Origin of the sequence: Nonomuraea gerenzanensis, assembly GCF_020215645.1 — a bacterium.
Classification (GTDB): Bacteria; Actinomycetota; Actinomycetes; order Streptosporangiales; family Streptosporangiaceae; genus Nonomuraea; species Nonomuraea gerenzanensis.
Genome location: NZ_CP084058.1, coordinates 11,680,697 through 11,698,664, shown reverse-complemented (window position 1 = coordinate 11,698,664; position 17,968 = coordinate 11,680,697). Strand labels below are relative to the sequence as shown.

Sequence of the window (17,968 nt, the reverse complement as noted above, 5' to 3'; positions counted from 1 at the left end):
CAAGTCGGGGACAGGGTGGCGGTGGGGCTGACAAGATCCGGATCGGCGATCACCCCGATCGCCCCATCGCGCGAGATTTCCGGAAATAAGGGGATGGTGTGGGTAATACCCGAAGGCTTCCTTCCATGACGGGGGCCAAGGCCGCGACCAAGGCGGGCGTCGTGGTGATGGCGGCGACGGCGCTGGTGACCGCGTCCAGCCAACCGGGCGCGAGCGCGGCCACGGCGGCGAGTACGGCCTCGGTGGCGACGGCGACCACGGCGGGGAGCGCGGCGGGGAGCGCGGCCGTGGCGGGGAGCGCGGTGGCGAGCGCCGCGATCTGGCGCCCGCCGCTCCAGAGCCGCTGGCAATACCAGCTGGAGGGCAATCCCACATACAGGTCCACCGGCGGCATCAACGTAGACATCTGCACCACCCCCCAAACCGGCGGCCCCTGCGTCAAGCCCACCGTCTTCGACATCGACCTCTACGTGGACGGCGACGTGGCGGGCAACAACACCACGATCAACACCGCCGCCGTCAAGGCCATCCACGCCCGCGGCGCCAAAGCCGTCTGCTACGTGGACGCCGGCTCGATCGAGGACTACCGCCCGGACTACAAGCAGTTCGCCGACTGGCACAAGGCCCACGGCGACTCCCTGCTCGGCAAGCCGTTCAGCGAGGACTTCCCGAACGAGCGCTGGGCCAACATCAACAACGACCAGGGCCAGCGGGACTTCCTGCTGAAGATGATGGCGGCCCGCGTCGACAAGTGCGCGCAGGCCGGGTTCGACGGGGTCGAGTTCGACGTGGTCAACGCCCACGAGGAGGGCAAGGCGGTCACCGGCTGGACCGTCAGCGCCGCCACCCAGCTCGCCTACAACAGGGCCCTGGCCGCCATGGCGCACGCCAAGGGCCTCTCGGTGGCGCTCAAGAACGACCTCAGCCAGGCCGCCGAGCTGGTCTCCAGCTTCGACTACGCGGTCAACGAGGAGTGCTTCCAGTACGACGAGTGCGCGGAGCTGAACGTGTTCGTCAAGGCCGGCAAGCCGGTCTTCCAGGTCGAGTACGAGACCGCCCCCGCGAGCTTCTGCACCAGGGCGAACAAGCTGGGCTTCAACTCGATCAAGAAGGCGGCCGACTACTCGCTGAAGGACCAGCCGTACAAGCCGTGCAGATGATCACCCGTCCGAGTTCACGACGTTCATCACCATGATCAGACCGTGCACGGTGTCGTCCTCCGTCCGCAGGTGCGACAGCTGCACGGTGAGCGGCGCCGGCCTGCCGCGGCGGTTGACCGCGTCGAGCACCAGCCCTTCCACGGTCTGCAGCGGGTTGGACCCGTCGGAGAGGGCGGCGCGCAGGCGCGGCAGGAGCAGCTCCAGCGGCAGGCCGATGTCGAGCCCGGCGAGCGTCTCGCCCACGGCCTCGTCGGCGCGCACCCCCCACAGCTCCTCGGCTCCCGGGCTCCAGACCACCACCCGCAGGTCGTCGTCGAGCACCACCACGGCGTCGCCCAGGCTGCGTACCACCGAGGAGACGAACCGGTTGACCTCGTCGAGCTCGATGGTGCGGGCCGTCAGGGCGTCGTTGATGTGCTGGAGCTCGTCGTTGGTGGACTGGAGCTCCTCGTTCATCGTCTCCAGCTCTTCGTTGGTGGACTGGAGCTCCTCGTTGGTGGTCTCCAGCTCTTCGTTGGTGGACTGGAGCTCTTCGTTGGTGGTCTCCAGCTCCTCGTTGAGCGACTGCAGCTCCTCGTAGGCCTGTTCGAGCTGCCTGTTGGCCTGTTCGAGCTCGTCCCTGAGCTTGCGGTAGCGGGTGACATCGTAGAAATGGATGCCCATGCCGACCAGATTGCCCGAGGCGAGCAGGGGAACGACCGAGACATCGAAAACGCTGCTCTCCGGAGATCCGACGCGGTGCCAGACCACCTCCTGCAGCTCGACCGGGCGCAGGTCGTGGCGGGCCTGCTCGATGACCGAGCGCAGCTCGACCGGGCGGTAGGAGACCTCCAGGTCCTGGAAGGGACGGCCGACGTCGCGCGGGTTGAGGTTGAACAGGGCCTCGGCCTTGGAGTTGGCCAGCGCCAGGTTGCCCGAGACGTCCACGACGAGCTGGGCCACGGGGCCGGAGGCCAGCGCCACGGACGCCAGCGTCGGCAGCCGGGAGGCCAGGTCGGCGGCGGCGCCGGTGACCGACCACGGCGGGCGGTTGCCCTGGCCGGCCGGCCTGATCTTCCTGAACAGGCGCATGCGCAGATCGACCGGCTCGAACTTGTCGCTGTGGTTGAGCAGCATCTCCGCCTTGCCCAGGAACAGGAACCCGGGGTCGGACAGCGCGAAGTGGAAGCGCCGGATGATGTTGAGCTGCATCTCCGTGTTGAAGTACATCAGCGTGTTGCGGGCCAGCAGCAGGTCGACGCGGGAGATCGGGGCGTCGTGGGTGAGGTCGTTGCGGCCGAAGATGAGCTGGCGGCGCAGGTCGCGGCGGAAGGTGTAGCCGTTCTCGACCCGCTCGAAGTAGGTCTCGCGCAGGTCGATCGGCACGTCGGCGAGTGAGCGGTCGTTGTAGACGCCCGCGCGGGCGACGTGCAGCGCCTTCTCGTCGAGGTCGGTGCCGTAGATCTTCACCCGGTTGCGGAACTCGTCCAGGCCGAGCTCCTCGGCCAGCACCATGGCGATGGTGTAGGGCTCCTCGCCGGTGGCGCAGCCGGCGCTCCAGACCCTGATCGGCTGGCCCGCAGACTTGTGGTCGAGCAGCGCGGGGACGACGAGCTCACGCATCCGCTGCCAGGCGGCGGCGTCCCTGAAGAAGCTGGTGACGTTGATCAGCAGGCTGTCGAAGAGCCGCGTGAACTCCTCGGGCTCCAGCTCCAGGAGATCGCGGTATTCGCCGTAGTCGTGCAGCTTCAGGGCCTCGAGCCGGCGGGCGATCCGCCGGATCAAGGTGTTGCGCTTGTAGCCCGTGAAGTCGAAGCCGCGCGTCTCCTTGAGGAGAAGGAGGAGGTCGTCGAACTCACGCTCTTCCTCTGTGGTCACCACTGAAGCCTACGCCGATCCGCGCTGCTCAATCCGCCAGCAGCGTGTCACTGTTGCCGCCGATACGGGATTGCAGCATGCGAATGGTGTTCAGGGCCTCGCTGGTGCGCTCCTCCTCCTCGCCGAAGTAGCGCAGCGACAGCTCCTGACCTCGCTCCGCAGCGCTCCGGCGCATGCGTTCCAGCACCCGCAGCCGCTCCTCCAGCCGCTGGATGGCCACCCACAGGGCCCGTTCGACGGCGTCCGACTGTGCGTTCATCATGCTGTCCCGCGACCACGCGTGGCCCACCCGGCACACGTACCGGGCGGTCGTGGTGCTCCTCTGCTCGTAGATGGGCCCGTTGCACTCCGGGCAACTGAAGGCGATCAGCTCCCCCTCCGGCTCCCCCAGGGCCGGCGCTTCGCGCAGGAACTGCTCGATCTCACGCTCCATCTCGTTGTCGTCCACCTGATCCTCCGTACTCAAAGGGGTACGGCTCTGCTCCAGGATCCACCGCGCGAGCTGGCGTACGGGCAGTGCCCGCGCGGTCGGCACCGCCGACATCGCCGCCTCCGGCATGCCGGGAAAGGCGCATTCCGTCGGATCCTGTACCGCGACCGCGCCCCCGTGCCTGTCGATCGCCTCGCAACCCCTCGCCCCGTCGTCGAGCGTGCCGCTCAGCACCACGGCCGACACCCGTGCCCCGGCGTCCAGGGCCGCGCTCATGAACAGCGGATCGGCCGCCGGGCGGTGCCCGTTGTGCCGCGGGCCGCGCGACAGGCGGACCAGGCCCTTGTCGAGGAGCAGGTGGAAGTCGGGACGCGCGACGTACACCCGGCCCGGTCGCATCGCCTCCCTGTCCTCGGCGGGGGCCGCCTTGAGCGGCCCCGCCCGGTCCAGGATGCTGGCCAGCACGCTGCTGCCCTGCGGCGACACGTGCAGCACGACCAGCACCGCGGCAGGCAGGTCCGGTGGCAGCTCGCTCAGCAGGAGGCGCAGAGGTTCCACGCCGCCCGCCGACGCTGCGACCACGACCACGTCTCGCCCTGCAGCCTCCATGTCCTCCCCCCTATCCGGGGAGAGGAACCTCATGCACGCGGTGCCCTTATCCGTGCCCCCGCGGGGGCACGGATCACGAAAAGGGGGGAGACGCCGAGCCCGTCTCGGCCATGATCAGGATCGAGCGAGCCTCCGAGAGGCTGCTGCGCATGGCCACCAGGCTGTCGTCGCAGCGCCGGCGGGCCATGAGCAGCTGCTGGCGGGCCTGCTCCGTGGCGGTGAGCCGGTTGTGCAGGGCCTGCTGCTGGTGGAGGGCCTCGTCACGCAGCGAGCGCGCCTCGAAGATGATCGTCGGCAACCGGCTCGCGTCGAGCTCGACGGGGGGCGAGGCCGCCGGGCGGGCCGGCTCCTCGCGCGTCCTGGAGTGCGCGCGCGCCGGGGGCTGGGTGCGCGTGGCGGGCTGGGTGCGCGTGGCTGATTGGGTGCGCGTGGCGGGCTTGGCGCGGGGGACGGTACGCAGGCGCGGCAGGTGACGGCGCTGCACGCGCGGCTCGGGGGTCCGGTACTCCTCCACCCCGGCCGCGGCCAGGGCCTCGGGCATGCTGGCGAACACCGGCAGCGCTGTCAGTGACTGCTCGGTCATCAGCGCGATCAGGCGGCGCAGCGGTGGCTGCACCTCCGCCAGCGCCAGATGACCGCCCTTGTCCTGCAGCGCGCGGTGCGTGCTCGCGAGCAGCTCCAGCCCGTTCAGGTCGCAGAACCAGAGGTCGCCCGCCGCCACGACGACGTGCTTGACGGGCGTCTGCGGCAGGGGATCGAGGAAGGCGGCCAGCACCGGTTTCGTCGTCGAATCGAGCTCTCCCGTCAGCGCGATCACCAGGGTGGTGTCATCAACGGGGACAAGACGTACTGACAGCTGCATCATGGCGAGCCCCCTCTCTTCTGGGCGGCGCGCCTTCGGGGATGGTCGCGCGCGGCAGATTCCGGCTCGTACCCATAATCTCGCCCCATCGCGCAAAGGGCCAGGCGATTCGTCATCAAGTGCCCTCCGGATCGCTGAGGAAATTGGGCAGGGCAGTCCAGCTGTCCCCCGCCGGGGCGCCCTCCAGCCGCGCGACCAGGTGCGCCTTGACCGCGATGCGCTCGCGGAAGAGGGCTTCCCGATCCGCGCGCACGTCCCGGGTGTCCGGCAGCGCCTCGAACGCCTCGCGGGCCGCGGCGGCCACGACCGCCCACAGCCGCCCCTCGGCGGCCCTGTCGCCCTGCCCGAAGAGGGCGACCAGGCTGCCGAACGTGGTGCCGGCCAGCGAGCCGAAGAGCTTGGCGTGCAGGACCGCCGGATCGTCGCTGAGCAGCCTGGCGCTGACCGGCGGCGGCTCGATCCCGTGGCGGGCCAGCCTCGCGGGGCTGATCCGCACGTCGGCCAGGTCGCGGTAGATCAGCCGGTACGGCAGGCCGTCCCAGTCCAGCGCGACCAGCAGGTTCTGCCCATGTGCCTCCAGGGCCACGCCGAGCGACAGCAGCCCCAGCGCGCAACGCAGGGCCAGACGGGCGAAGGCGGCCAGCCAGGCGGCCGGATCGGGCGCCATCGACCGGGTGATCGCGGCGACGGGCAGCACGGGGCCGCGCTCGCGGGTGGGCTCGCGGGTGGGCTCGCGGGTGGGCTCGCGGGTGGGCTCGCGCAGCATGCAGGACAGGTCGGCGCTGTGCTCGCCGTCCACCGGGCCGGCGGCCCCCGCCAGGTAGCGGGCGATGCGCAGGTCGCCGCCGCACCGGGCGGACAGCGTGGTGAGCAGGCTCGACAGGGGGACGCAGTCGCGTACCGAGCCGGGCGAGATGTCCCTGACGCCGGAGGTCATCCGGGTGGTGAACGCCGTCTTCAGATGCGGGCCGCCGTCGAGCGGGGCGAGCGTGCGCACCGACATCAGCGGCCGGGCCCTGATCGCCCCGACGGCGTGCGGGCGCAGGCCGAGCGCGGGCAGCACGTGCCGGGCCTGCCACGGGTGCACGGGCAGCAGCAACCGGTCGCCGTCCACCAGCGAGGCCGGCCACGGCCCGGAGACGAGACACTCGCGCAGCGGCAGGGCCAGCAGGTCGAGGGCGACGATGGGGCGGTGCTCGGGCATGTACGCGAGCTGCTCCGCCACCGACACGCCCGGCCGGTTGCGGCACCCGGGGTGGTAGGGGTGGCCGTCCACCACGCTCTGCTCGTGATCTTCCAGCGTGGCGGCGGGCGGCGGCGTGGCCCCGGCGCGCGACAGCGCCATGGAGGCCACGCTGTGGTCGAGATCCTCGATCAGGCGGCCCGTGCAGGGCAGGCCGAGGGCGGCCAGCAGTTCGGCCGGATGGTGGTGCGGCCGACCGTCCAGCCGGAGCGCCGGCACCTCGCCGAGGTCGTACGGCCGCCGCTCCGGCCCCGTCAGCACGCGCCCGTCGGCCAGCAGCACGCGGGCGGGCCCGGCGGCCGTCAGCCCGGGGAGCGGTTCGTACAGCAGCCCCCGCCACAACCGCCCGAGGACGGCGGCCCGCGCGCCGGGAAGCGCCGCGGCGTAACGGGCGGACAGGTCAGGCCGGACGAGGGCCAGTTCGGCGGCGAACTCGCCCTCTAAACGCCTCATAACCCCCATCTTTCCCAGAAACCATCCTCATAGCTACTCTGTGGGCATCAATGGGGACAAAGGGTAGGAGTAGGGTCGCCATGGCTTTTACTGACGGCCTCCTGCCTGCCCTGGGGCCGGGGCTCGAAGCCGAGTCCCTCGCCGTGACGGCGTTGCTCAACTGCCTCATCCGCGAGGTGGCCAGGCCCGCCGAACCCGGAGCCCTCCTGCTGCCCGAGACCGGTCGCCTGCTGCGTGTCGGCGGCACCCGGTTCCCCGCCTCCCCGGCGCTGCGCACCGCCGACGGCTGGCGCCCGCTCACGCTGCCGGAGCTGGTCGACCTGACGGCCGCCGAGCTGCGCGCGGCCACCGGGGTCGCCAACGACACGCTGCCCGCCGAGATCCTCGACAGCCGGGACGTCACGGCCGCGCTGCTGGCCGCCAGGCGGGCCACCGTGCCGCCCGCCGACGCCTACCTGCGCTCCGAGCAGGCCCTGCTCGCGGGGCACCGCTACCACCCCGCGCCCAAGGCGCGCGGGGGCGGCGGCCCGGCGGCCTGGCTGCGCTACTCGCCCGAGGCGCGGGCCAGCTTCGCCCTGCCGCTGCTCGGCGTGCCCGCCGACGACTTGGTACAGGACGGCGACACCGGCGCGCTGGACGGGCTCGGCCTGCTCAAAAACGGGGACACCGGCGCGCTGGACCGGCTCGGCCCGCTCAAGAGCGGGGGCGCGAGCGCGCCGGACCCGCTGGAAGGGCCGCCGGGTGGTGGGCTGACCCTGCTGCCGGCCCATCCCTGGCAGCTCGAACTCCTGCCCGGCACCGGCCTGCCACAGCTGGGCGTCACGGCCGCCACCGCCGTGGCCACCGCGTCCGTCCGCACGGTGTACCTGCCCGAGGCGGACCTGTTCTGCAAGTTCAGCCTCGACGTGCGGATCACCAACGACATCCGCCGCCTGTGGCTGCACGACCTGCGCCGCCTGTCGATGGTGGCGGCCCTGGTGGACGTGGCGTTCGACGACCTGCCCTGCCACCTGCCGCGCCCGGCCGTGCTGCGCGACCGCGGCTGGCGCAGCGCCCGGCTGGGCGGGGACGGCGGCGAGGCGCTGGCCGTGATCGTCCGCGACGGGCTGGGCGAGCACCTCCTGCCCGGGCTGACCGCGCTGCTGGCGGCGGGGATCAGCGAGGGCTTCCCCGGCAACCCGCTCGACGCCCTGGACGAGGACGGGGCGCTCCTGTGGTGGCAGCGGTACCTGGAGCACGTGGTGCCGCCGGTGCTGCACGCGTACCTGCGGCACGGGATCGTGCTCGAATGTCACCTGCAGAACGTGCTGATCGCGGTGGACGAGCACGGCATGCCGGGGCAGGCGCTGTTCCGCGACCACGAGGGCGTCAAGCTCGTCGCCGAGCGTTACCCGGACCTCAGCGCGCCCGTGCTGGGCGGCGTGCGGGCGTGGGAGCGGCTGGTGTACTGCCTGCTCACCAACAACCTCTGCGAGATCGCCGGCGCGGTGACGGCCCGGCACCCCCGGCTGCGTGACGAGCTGTGGACGCGGGCCAGGGCCGCGTTCGGCGCCGCCGCCAAGGAGTACGGCGATCCGCCCGAGCTGGCCGACCTGCTGGCCGCCACGCACATCCCTGCCAAGGCGAACCTGCTGCTGCGCTGGCTGGACGCCGACGGCGCCGCCATGCGCTGGGTGCCGATCCCGAACCCGCTGCTGCCCTTCGGCCCCTGAGTCAGGGACGTTCCCGGGCCCAGGGCGGTGCGGGGAGGTCCTCCTGGTGGCTCTCCTGCTCCGGCTGGTCCTTGTGCGGCCAGGGCGAGGCGGCCACCACGACGCCGTACAGCACGTGGTCGGCCAGCAGCGCCAGCCGCTCGCCCCGGCCGTGGCGGCGCCGCAGGCCCAGCGCGGGCGCGATCGCGACCTCGAAGGCGGCCCAGGCCAGCACCCCGTATACCGGGCCTGCCCACCGCCGGCGGCGCACCGCCCTGGGCAGCATGCCGAAGATCGCACCGCCGGTCGCCCCGTACGTCCAGTGCACCAGCTCCACGACGGCCGGCCGCCGCTCGGCGGGGACGTTGTGGAAGGCCCGGGGCGCGGTCCGCTCCAGCACGGACTCGGGCGGGGTGCTGGCCACCATGCCGAGCGAGGTGGTGAGCCGCCGCAGGCCCGACATCGCCATGGAGGCGATCGCGCCCCTGGCGGCGGCGCGCACGATCGGCTTGGGCTCCCGCTCGGCGGGCGCGTCCTCGCGCGGGCGGGTAGGGGTCCGTATGGTCGTCTGTGTCATGGCATGCCGCCTACCGAACGGTGTGAGCGCTAAACCCCGCTACGGCAGCGAGCGCATGCGGCCGATGATGGCGGTCGTCGAGCGGTCGGGCAGGTAGCCGAGCACCCGTACCTCGCCGCCGAGCGCGCGCACCAGCGGGGCCTCGGGCAACATCTCCGCCGTGTAGTCGCCGCCTTTGACGTACAGCTCGGGCCGCATCATCCTGATGAGCCGCTCCGGCGTGTCCTCGTCGAAGGCGGTCACGTAGTCCACGTCGTTGAGCGCGGCCAGCACGGACATCCTGTCCTCGCACGGGTTGACCGGCCTGCCAGGCCCCTTCAGCCGGGCCACGCTGGCGTCGCTGTTGACCGCCACCACCAGCACGTCGCCGAGCTGCCCCGCCTGCTCCAGGTAGGTCACGTGCCCCCGGTGCAGCACGTCGAAGCAGCCGTTGGTGAACACCACCCGCTCGCCCCTGCGCCGGTGCTCGTCCAGGAGCTGGGCCAGCCGCTCGGCCGTCTGCACCGTGCCCTCCTGGCGGCGCAGCGCGCGCAGCAGGTCGTAGCGGGTGCACACGGCGGTGCCCTGGCGGCGCACGACCACGCCGGCCGCCGCCTGACCCGCCTCCGACGCCTCCTCCGGCGAGGCGCCGCTGGCCAGCCAGAGCGCGAACGCGGCCGTGTAGGTGTCACCCGCGCCCGTGGCCATGTGCTGGGGCGCGGGCTGGGCGTAGGTGCGGTACGGCGGGTACCCCTTCCTGTGCAGCAGCGTGCCCTCCCCGTCGAGCGTGGTGACCACGATCCCGGCGCCGGTCAGCTCCAGCAGCCGGTCCGAGCAGCCCATCAGGTACGCGGGCCGGTCCACCGCGCCGCCGTCGTTGCCGAGCAGGTGCACGACCTCGGAGTAGTTCGGCAGCACCGCGGCCGGCGCGCACTCGCGCCACGGCGCCACCCCGTGCGCGTCCACCACCAGCAGCGGCAGCCCCGCCAGCGCCCGCCGCACGGCCGGGGTGAACACCCCGCCGCCGTAGTCGCACGCCACGACCACGTCGGCCTCCGCCACCGCCTCGACCACCCGGCCCAGCAGCTCGCGCTCGGCCTCCTCCGGGATGAGCGAGAGATCCTCGTCGTCGTAGCGGGCGGTGAGCTGACCGCTGGTGACCAGCCGCCGCTTGTGCGCGGTGCGCCGGCCCGGCACGGCCAGCAGGTCGGCGGCGACGCCGAGCAGCCGCAGCGCGCGCTCCAGCTTCTCCCCGCAGGTGTCGTCGCCCACCACGCCGATGAGCCGGACGCGGGCGCCGAGCGCCACGAGGTTCGCGGCGGTGTTGGCGGCGCCGCCCGGGGCGTCCTCGGTCGCCTCCAGTCTCATCACGGGCACCGGCGCCTCCTGCGCGAGGCGCTTGGCCGAGCCGTGCAGCCACGAGTCGAGCATGACGTCGCCGACGACCACGGCCCTGATGATCTCATCTGTGCCCATGAGGAGCGTGTACCTGCAAAAGACCAGCTCAAACCAGATATAGCGGAAGTTACGCCCGTCCGGCGGGGGGTAGCCGGGCCGCTATGCACGGCCCTTCTGACCTCGATGTGCTCGTCCCGACCAGGGACCGGCCGGCCGCGCTCGCGGTCACGCTGGCCGGGCTGGCGGCCCAGGGCGCCCGGGGGTTCCGGGTGGTGATCTCCGACCAGTCGGAGGTGCCGGTGACCGGGAGCCCGCTGGTGGCTAGCGCGATCCGGATCCTGGAGCACCTCGGCAACCGGGTGGAGCTGCTGCGGCACGTGCCCGCGCGCGGGCTGGCCGAGCAGCGCCAGTTCCTGCTGGAGCAGGCCGGGCGGCGGCTGTGCCTGTACCTGGACGACGACGTGTGGCTGGAGCCGGACGCCGTGGAGGTGCTGCTCGCGGCGATGGCGGAGCTGGAGTGCGGGTTCGTCGGGTACGGGCTGCACGGGCTGTCCTACCGGGACGACCGGCGGCCCGAGGAGCTGGCGCCGTACGAGGAGTGGGCCAGGGAGGTCCTGCCCGAGCGGGTGCGCAGGGGCAGCGCGGCCTGGGAACGGCACACGCTGCACAACGCGGCCAACCCGCTGCACCTGGCAGAGCGGGTCGGAGCAAAGCTGTCGTGGCGGGCGTACAAGGTGGCCTGGATCGGCGGTTGCGTGCTCTACGACCGGGAGCGGCTGGCTGAGTGCGGCGGGTTCGCGTTCTGGCGCTCGGTGCCGCCCGCGCACGCCGGCGAGGACGTCGTGGCGCAGCTGCGCGTCATGGAGCGGTACGGCGGCGCGGGGCTGCTGCCCAGCCGCGCCTACCACCTGGAGCTGCCGACCACCGTCGTGGACCGCCGCGCGGAATGTTACGACTACGTGCTGGAGCCGTCATGACGGGGCTGGTCGGGGACGTCCACCGGATCGCGGTGCTGCGCGCCAACGCCATCGGCGACTACCTCATGGCGGTGCCGGCGCTGGAGGCGCTCAAGCGGGCCTATCCCGGCGCGCGCCTGACCCTGCTGGGCACCGCCTGGCACGCCGGCTTCCTCACCGGGCGGCCGGGACCCGTGGACGACGTGGTGGCGCTGCCGCCGATCTCCGGCGTGTCCACCAGGGAGCCCGGGCACCCGGTGCCCGAGGAGCTGTGCGCGCGGCTGCGGCAGCGGGAGTTCGACCTGGCGGTGCAGATCCACGGCGGCGGGCGGTTCTCCAACCCGTTCGTCAGCGGGCTCGGCGCCCGGGTGACGGCGGGGCTGCGCGCGCCGGGGGCCGAGCCGCTGGACCGCTGGGTGCCGTACACCGACTACCACCACGAGACCCTGCGGTTCCTGCAGGTCGCGGCGCTGGTCGGTGCGGTGGACGGCGGGCTGGAGCCGCGGGTGACGGTCACCGGGGCCGACCGCGCCGAGCTGGCACGCGTGTTCGGGCAGCCGCCGCCGGGGCTGGTGGCCGTGCACCCTGGCGCGACCGACCCGAGGCGGCGCTGGCCCGTGGAACGCTTCGCCGAGGTGGCCGACCTCACCGGCCGCCCCGTCGCCGTCACCGGCACGCGGGCGGAGCGGGACCTGGTGCTGGGCGTGGTCGAGGCCATGCGGCGGCCGGCGATCCCCGTCGTGGGCGCGCTCGGTCTCGGCGCCCTGGCCGCCCTGTACGAGCGCTGCGCCCTGGTGATCGCCAACGACACGGGCCCCCGCCACCTGGCGGCGGCCGTCGGCACCCCGACCGTGGCCGTCTACTGGTGCGGCAACCTCATCCAGGCCGGCCCGCTCAGCAGGACCGCGCACCGGCCGCTGATCTCGTGGACCACGTCCTGCCCGCGCTGCGGCGCCGACGGCGTGGACCCGGCCGCCGAGCGCTGCCCGCACGACGACTCGTGGGTGTGCGACGTGCCGGTGGACATGGTGACCGAGCAGGTGGAGGACCTGCTGGCGAAGGAGGAGCGATGACCGACCACGCCGCGCTCGACGAGCTGCGACAGGCCATAGACGAGGCGTTCCAGGAGCGCGAGCGGGTGTCGATGCGGGACGTCTACGCCCAGGCCTCCCGCCACGTGGGCCTGTCCGCCGACCTGCTGACGCACCTCAACGAGCTGCCCGAGGGCCCCTACGACAAGCGGGAGCTGACCGAGGCGATCAACGGGGTGATCACGCGCAGGGGCGAGCAGGACACGCTGGGGCTGCTGGAGCCGCCCGGGAAGTAGGGCGGCCCGCCACGCATAGCCAGGGGGGACGGCGGGCGTCTGAGAGGGTGATGTCGATCCCCTGGAGGTGACCGTGGACGCCGCGGACGAGCAACGGTTCCGCGAGTTCGTCGACGCGCGTTCTCCCGGCCTCATGCGGCTCGGGTACCTGCTCACCGGTGGTGACCAGCACGCGGCGGAGGACCTGGTGCAGACCGCGCTGGCGAGGCTGGCGGCCAGATGGCGGCGGGTCGCCGCGCCGGAGGCGTACGCCAAGCAGATCATGTACCGGCAGCAGATCAGCTGGTGGCGGGCGAGCACGCGGCGGGGCGAGGTCTTACAGGCCGGCCCGCCCGAGCGGGAGGCGCGCGACGCGCACCACCAGAGCGAGCTGCGCCTGGTGCTGCGCTCCGCGCTGGCCAGGCTGACCGCCCGCCAGCGCGCGGTGCTGGTGCTGCGCTACTACGAGGACCTGCCCGAGCAGGAGGTCGCCCGGGTGCTGGGCTGCTCCGTAGGCACGGTCAGGAGCACCGCGCACCGCTCGCTGGCGCGGCTGCGCGAGATCGCCCCCGAGCTTGCCCACGACCTGGAGGTGACCACGTGACCCGGCTGCTGCGCGACACGATGGAGGACTGGGCCGGCGAGGCCAGGGTGCCGCCGGGCCTGGCCGACCGGGCGCTACGGAGGCGCGCCTGGAAGCCGTACGGAGTGGCGGTGCTGGTCGCAGTCATGATCGCGGCGGTCGCCGTGTTCGTCACCGGGCAGCGCGGGCCGGAGCCCGTCGTGCTCAACGGCATCCCGCTGCCGCCCCGGCCGTCGCCCGCGCCGACGGACGTGCGCACGGACACCGAGCACAGCCCGCCCGTCAAGCTCATCGCCGCGGGCCGGATGGCCGTGTCGGCCTACTTCCAGACCAGGGTGGAGCCGAACGGCGACGGCAAGCAGCGCCTGCGGTACGAGTGGTCCCTGTACGACCCGCGCACCGACGGCTACGAGCGGACGCCGTACGCGTGGGTGGACGTGGCCCCGGGGCTCCAGGTCGCGGCGGTCGTCGAAGGCGACCTGCTCGGCAACCGGGTGGGCGTGCTCGACCTGAACACCCGGCAGGTGCTGGGCTGGTTCGACCTGGAGCACTCCGTGGGCTCCGTCGAGTGGTCCCCGGACGGCACCAGGATCCTGGCCACCACCTACTCCAGGTACCCGGACCTCATGCAGGGCGAAGGCGATCAGATGGGGCCGGTCATGGGCGTCACCAGCCCGCGTACCGGCTACTACCTCATCGACACGCGGACGGGGGAGGCCGAGCACCACGAGCTGGCTCCGCTGGGCGACAGCCTGCCCGGCGACGAGGAGGGCAAGCCGTTCAACATGAGCCAGCGTCAGGACCTCGGCTGGAACGCGGACGGCACGCTCCTCTGGGCACCCACCTCCACCACTCCCGACCGGCTCTTCTACACCCTGGACGGCGAGCCGAGGGACGCCCCCGCCGGGGAGCGGTACCGGCGCGGGACGAGCCTGTCCGCCATCTCCCCCGACGGCCGCCTGGTGCTGGGCAGGGACGGCCTGCCCACGGCGATCACGGAGGTCGCGACGGGCGAGGTCGCCGGACGGCAGCAGGTGATGCAACTGCACGCCTGGGCCGACGACGAGAACGTCATCGCGCTGGGCTGCGCCGGCAGGTGCGAGAACGAGTTCAACGGCGCCCTGGTGCTGGTCAGCGTGGACGGCTCCAGGAAGACGCAGCTCGGTGCCACCTACGACAGCCGGGGCGAGGGCGCCTGGTGGTGGGTGCTCACCCCGAGGTGACGGACCGGCCGCTCGCTCAGGCGAGGCCCGCGTCGTGGGCGAGGAGCGCGATCTGGGTGCGGTTGTCCAGGGAGAGCTTGGTCAGGATGCTGGAGACGTGCGCCTTCACGGTCGTCACGCCCATGGCGAGGTCGGCGGCGATGTCGGCGTTCGACCTGCCCTGGGCGATGGCCACGGCCACCTCGTGCTCGCGCGGGGTGAGGCGGGCCAGCGCGGCGCGGGCGCGCTCGTAGGCGCCCGCCTGGGCGACCGTGCGCTCCATCAGCCGCCGGGTGATGCGGGGAGAGAGGATGGGCTCGCCCGCGGCGACGCGGGTGACCGCCTCCACGATCTGCGGCGGCGAGGTGTCCTTCAGCAGGAACCCGGCGGCGCCCGCGCGCAGCGCGTGCAGGACGTTCTCGTCGGTGTCGAACGTGGTCAGCACGATCACCTCCGGCGGCCTGGCCCGGGCGCGCAGCCGGCGGGTGGCGGTGATGCCGTCCACCCGGGGCATCCGCAGGTCCATCAGGACGACGTCGGGGGCGTGGGCATCTGTGGCCGTGATGGCCTCCTGACCGTCGGCCGCCTCGGCGACGACGGTGATGCCGGCGGCGCCGTCGAGCATCATGGACAGCCCGGCGCGGACCAGGGCGTCGTCGTCGACCAGGAGCACGCGGATCACGCCGGCCATGGTAACCGAGCCCACAGCCGGAACTCCCGGCCGTCGCCGTGGTGGTCGAGGTGCCCGCCGGCCAGGCGTACCCGCTCGGTGAGCCCCACCAGGCCGAGCCCGCCACCGGGCGCGATGGCCGCGGTGCCCGCCGGTGGCAGCGGGTTGCGGACCTCGATCAGCAGGGACGTGCCGGGAGCACCGCTCAGCAGCACCTCGACCGGCTGCTCGGGAGCGTGCTTGCGGGCGTTGGTGAGCCCCTCCTGCACGACCCGGTAGGCGGTCCTGGACACGGCCGGGGGCAGGGCGGCGGTGTCGGTGACCTCGTCCGTGAGCAGCACGGGCTGGCCCGCCTGCCGCGCGTCGGCGATCAGGCCGGGCAGGCCGGCCAGGCCGGGCCAGGGCTCCAGCTCGTCGTGCTCGTCGTCCGGCTCGCGGAGCAGGCCGATCACCTGGCGCAGCTCCTCCAGCGCCTGGTGGACGCCGGCGCGCACCACCCCGGCGGCCCTGGCGAGCTGCTCGGGGGAGGAGTCGGGGCGGTACTCCAGCGCCCCCGCGTGGGTGGCCACCAGGGACAGGCGGTGGGCCAGCACGTCGTGCATCTCCCTGGCGAGCCGGTGGCGCTCGGCCATGCGGGCCTCGGCGACCCGCCTGCCCTGCTCGGTCTCGGCGCGGTGGGCGCGTTCGCGCAGGGAGATGAGCAGGGCGCGGCGGGAGCGGGCCAGCGCGCCCCAGCCGAGCAGCGCGCCGTAGGCGGCGCAGATCAGCAGCAGCCACCAGGACAGGGAGATGCCGGAGTTGGGCCGCCACCACCCCTGCACCAGGTGGGCCGCCATGCCCGCGGCGGCCACCGCCGCCGCGACGGGGAAGCTGCTGCGCTGGGCGACCTGCAGCGCGCCCATCGTCGCCGCGGGCGTGGCCACCGGCGAGAGCGTGGCCAGCACGGTCGCGGCCAGCGCCCCGTGGACCGGCCACCACAGCTGGGCGAGCGCGCCGGCCAGGCCGGCCACCGCGACCGCCACGTCCAGCCACCAGGTGCGCGAGCCGGCCTGGCCCCACAGCGACACGGCGGTCAGCGCGCCCATCCCGAGCAGCACACCGGCCACCACGTACGGGTGGTGCGGGGAGCGAATCCGACTCATCGGGCCAGGCTATGCGCCGGTACGGCGGACCCGTCACCTACTGAAGAAGGACCCGCACCCCACCGGCGGAGGACGAGGCGCGACCGCGCGCCCGATGCGGCGGGCCGGGCCGGCGGGCGAGGCTGACCGGCATGCACACCTCCTTCAGAACGCGGCCGCTCGCCCTGCCCAGGCCGGCGTCCACCAGAGCACGGAGGGCCTGACATGACGGTCCTCGCCAGGGCGATCGACGTCACCCGCCGCTACGGCGACGTGCTCGCGCTCGACCACGTCTCGCTCGACATCAGGGCGGGCGAGCTGGTCGGCCTGCTCGGCCCGAACGGCGCCGGCAAGTCCACCCTCATCAACCTGCTCGTCGGGCTGCGCAGGCCCACGTCGGGCACGGCGGAGCTGTTCGGCGGCTCGCCGCTGGACGCGGCCCTGCGGCGCGGCATCGGCGTGACGCCGCAGGAGACCGGGCTGCCCGAGTCCCTGCGCGTGGGCGAGATCGTCGACTTCGTCGGCGCGCACTTCCCCGAGCGGGTCCCGGCGGCGGAGCTGCTGGGCAGGTTCGGCCTGTCCGGCCTGGCCGGGCGGCAGGTGGGCGGGCTGTCCGGCGGGCAGCGGCGGCGGCTCGGCGTGGCGCTGGCCTTCGCGGGCCGGCCCAGGCTGGTCTTCCTCGACGAGCCCACGACCGGGCTGGACGTCGAGGCCAGGCGGGCGCTGTGGGACGGCGTCAGAGCCTTCCACGCGGACGGCGGCACCGTGCTGCTGACCAGCCACTACCTGGAGGAGATCGAGGCCCTGGCCGAGCGGGTCCTCGTGCTCGGCGGCGGCCGCGTGCTGGCCGACGACACCATGCGGGCGGTGCGCGGCATGGTGGGCACCCGGCGCGTCTCCCTCGTCGCCGAGACCCTGCCCGAGCTGCCGGGCGTGCTGAGCGCCGAGCGTACGGACGGCCGGATCGACCTGGTCGTCAACGACCCCGACCGGCTGGTGGTGGAGCTGGTGCGCAGCGGGGTGCCGTTCTCCGGCCTGGAGATCAGGCCGGCCACCCTGGAAGAGGCCTTCCTGGCCCTGACCTCGAAGGAGCCCGCACGTGTCTAGCCTGGTCCTCGCGCACACCCGCTATCTGCTGATCGAGCAGATCAGGGTGCCGATCGGCATCCTGGCCGGCGCGTTCTTCCCGGCGGTCGCGATGCTGGCGTTCGTGGTGCCGTTCGCGGGCCAGGACCCGGTGGCCGCGACGACGGCGACGGGCTCGCTGATGCTCTTCGGCGCCATGTCGGCCGCGCTGACCGGGCTCGGCGTGGCGGTCTCGCAGGAGCGCGAGCTGCCGTGGAACCCGTACCTGCGTACGCTGCCCGCGGGTCCGTTCCCGCGCTTCGCCGGGCGGATTCTGGCGACGCTGGCCGCCATGCTGCTCTCGGTGATCCCCGTCCTGGTGATGGGGGCGCTGTTCACGGAGGCGACGATCACGCCGGCCCGGCTGCTGCTGGGGCTCGGGGCGCTGGTCGTGGCGGTCGTGCCGTTCATGCTGATGGGGTTGTTCGTCGGGTTCGTGCTGGTGTCGAAGGCCGCGATGGCGGTGTCGCAGCTGCTGTTCTTCCCGATGGCCATCCTCGGCGGGCTGCTGCTGCCGCCGGCGGTGATGCCGGAGTTCGTGCAGGCCCTGTCGAGGTACGTGCCGACCAGGGGTGCGGCCGAGCTGATCTGGTGGGCGATCGCCGGGATGCGCCCCGACGCGGTGTCGCTGGTCATGCTGGCCTGCTGGACCGGGGCCATGGCGGTGGCCGCCGCATGGGCCTTCCGCCGTGACGAGGGCAGGCGCTTCTCCTAGATCTGGACCGATCGTTCTCGATAGTGGTAGC

The 17,968-nt window shown here is 73.1% G+C and carries 17 protein-coding genes; 9 read left to right on the top strand and 8 right to left on the bottom strand.

The annotated features are described in order from the left end of the window. Positions 1-125: 125 nt before the first annotated feature. Positions 126-1,160, top strand: coding sequence for an endo alpha-1,4 polygalactosaminidase (locus LCN96_RS54535; protein ID WP_263657421.1), 1,035 nt, complete (start codon positions 126-128; stop codon positions 1,158-1,160). Here the strand turns inward: LCN96_RS54535 and LCN96_RS54530 are convergent, their stop codons facing one another. From LCN96_RS54530 to LCN96_RS54515, 4 genes are all read right to left on the bottom strand, one after another. Next, a complete protein-coding gene (locus LCN96_RS54530) occupies positions 1,161-3,017 on the bottom strand; it encodes a CheR family methyltransferase (RefSeq protein WP_225270244.1) in 1,857 nt (618 codons plus the stop codon). It abuts the gene before it with no gap. Between the two features lie 28 nt (positions 3,018-3,045). Beyond that, positions 3,046-4,056 carry a chemotaxis protein CheB gene (locus tag LCN96_RS54525; RefSeq protein WP_225270243.1) on the bottom strand — a complete coding sequence of 337 codons (1,011 nt, stop codon included), beginning with the start codon at positions 4,054-4,056 and terminating at the stop codon, positions 3,046-3,048. Between the two features lie 73 nt (positions 4,057-4,129). Then, positions 4,130-4,921: an STAS domain-containing protein gene (locus tag LCN96_RS54520; RefSeq protein WP_225270242.1), complete on the bottom strand. Its 792-nt coding sequence runs from the start codon at positions 4,919-4,921 to the stop codon at positions 4,130-4,132. Positions 4,922-5,033: 112 nt separating this feature from the next. Further along, positions 5,034-6,614 (bottom strand): IucA/IucC family protein, encoded by a 1,581-nt coding sequence (locus LCN96_RS54515; protein ID WP_225270241.1) that lies wholly within the window; start codon positions 6,612-6,614, stop codon positions 5,034-5,036. An 80-nt stretch (positions 6,615-6,694) separates the two neighbouring features. Here LCN96_RS54515 and LCN96_RS54510 point away from each other — a divergent pair, with 80 nt between their 5' ends. Further along, positions 6,695-8,326, top strand: coding sequence for an IucA/IucC family C-terminal-domain containing protein (locus tag LCN96_RS54510; protein ID WP_225270240.1), 1,632 nt, complete (start codon positions 6,695-6,697; stop codon positions 8,324-8,326). A 1-nt stretch (position 8,327) separates the two neighbouring features. Here the strand turns inward: LCN96_RS54510 and LCN96_RS54505 are convergent, their stop codons facing one another. Together LCN96_RS54505 and rfaE2 are read right to left on the bottom strand one after the other, a co-directional pair. Beyond that, the gene (locus tag LCN96_RS54505) at positions 8,328-8,882 is read right to left on the bottom strand and encodes a DUF1440 domain-containing protein (protein WP_225270239.1); all 555 of its coding nucleotides are present in this window, start codon (positions 8,880-8,882) and stop codon (positions 8,328-8,330) included. A gap of 39 nt (positions 8,883-8,921) precedes the next feature. Beyond that, positions 8,922-10,337, bottom strand: coding sequence for a D-glycero-beta-D-manno-heptose 1-phosphate adenylyltransferase (rfaE2, locus tag LCN96_RS54500; RefSeq protein ID WP_225270238.1), 1,416 nt, complete (start codon positions 10,335-10,337; stop codon positions 8,922-8,924). Positions 10,338-10,420: 83 nt separating this feature from the next. Here rfaE2 and LCN96_RS54495 point away from each other — a divergent pair, with 83 nt between their 5' ends. From LCN96_RS54495 to LCN96_RS54475, 5 genes are all read left to right on the top strand, one after another. Beyond that, positions 10,421-11,236 carry a glycosyltransferase family 2 protein gene (locus LCN96_RS54495; protein WP_225270237.1) on the top strand — a complete coding sequence of 272 codons (816 nt, stop codon included), beginning with the start codon at positions 10,421-10,423 and terminating at the stop codon, positions 11,234-11,236. Next, the gene (locus tag LCN96_RS54490) at positions 11,233-12,288 is read left to right on the top strand and encodes a glycosyltransferase family 9 protein (RefSeq protein ID WP_225270236.1); all 1,056 of its coding nucleotides are present in this window, start codon (positions 11,233-11,235) and stop codon (positions 12,286-12,288) included. Before LCN96_RS54495 ends, LCN96_RS54490 begins: the two co-directional genes overlap by 4 nt. Further along, positions 12,285-12,542 carry a hypothetical protein gene (locus tag LCN96_RS54485; RefSeq protein WP_225270235.1) on the top strand — a complete coding sequence of 86 codons (258 nt, stop codon included), beginning with the start codon at positions 12,285-12,287 and terminating at the stop codon, positions 12,540-12,542. The genes LCN96_RS54490 and LCN96_RS54485 overlap by 4 nt, the downstream gene beginning before the upstream one ends. 73 nt (positions 12,543-12,615) lie before the next feature. Further along, the gene (locus tag LCN96_RS54480) at positions 12,616-13,125 is read left to right on the top strand and encodes a SigE family RNA polymerase sigma factor (protein WP_225270234.1); all 510 of its coding nucleotides are present in this window, start codon (positions 12,616-12,618) and stop codon (positions 13,123-13,125) included. After that, complete coding sequence (locus tag LCN96_RS54475) at positions 13,122-14,327, top strand: hypothetical protein (RefSeq protein ID WP_225270233.1); 1,206 nt, start codon at positions 13,122-13,124, stop codon at positions 14,325-14,327. The genes LCN96_RS54480 and LCN96_RS54475 overlap by 4 nt, the downstream gene beginning before the upstream one ends. Positions 14,328-14,343: 16 nt before the next feature. On the opposite strand, the gene LCN96_RS54470 is transcribed toward LCN96_RS54475, so the two are convergent. Continuing rightward, positions 14,344-14,997, bottom strand: coding sequence for a response regulator (locus LCN96_RS54470; protein ID WP_225270232.1), 654 nt, complete (start codon positions 14,995-14,997; stop codon positions 14,344-14,346). Continuing rightward, positions 14,985-16,118, bottom strand: a complete 1,134-nt coding sequence (locus LCN96_RS54465; protein WP_225270231.1) for a sensor histidine kinase — start codon at positions 16,116-16,118, stop codon at positions 14,985-14,987. The genes LCN96_RS54470 and LCN96_RS54465 overlap by 13 nt, the downstream gene beginning before the upstream one ends. 204 nt (positions 16,119-16,322) lie before the next feature. Here LCN96_RS54465 and LCN96_RS54460 point away from each other — a divergent pair, with 204 nt between their 5' ends. After that, entirely contained in the window at positions 16,323-17,204 is an 882-nt protein-coding gene (locus tag LCN96_RS54460; RefSeq protein ID WP_225270230.1) for an ABC transporter ATP-binding protein, read from the top strand. Next, positions 17,197-17,937, top strand: a complete 741-nt coding sequence (locus LCN96_RS54455) for an ABC transporter permease (RefSeq protein ID WP_225270229.1) — start codon at positions 17,197-17,199, stop codon at positions 17,935-17,937. Before LCN96_RS54460 ends, LCN96_RS54455 begins: the two co-directional genes overlap by 8 nt. Positions 17,938-17,968 lie beyond the last annotated feature (31 nt).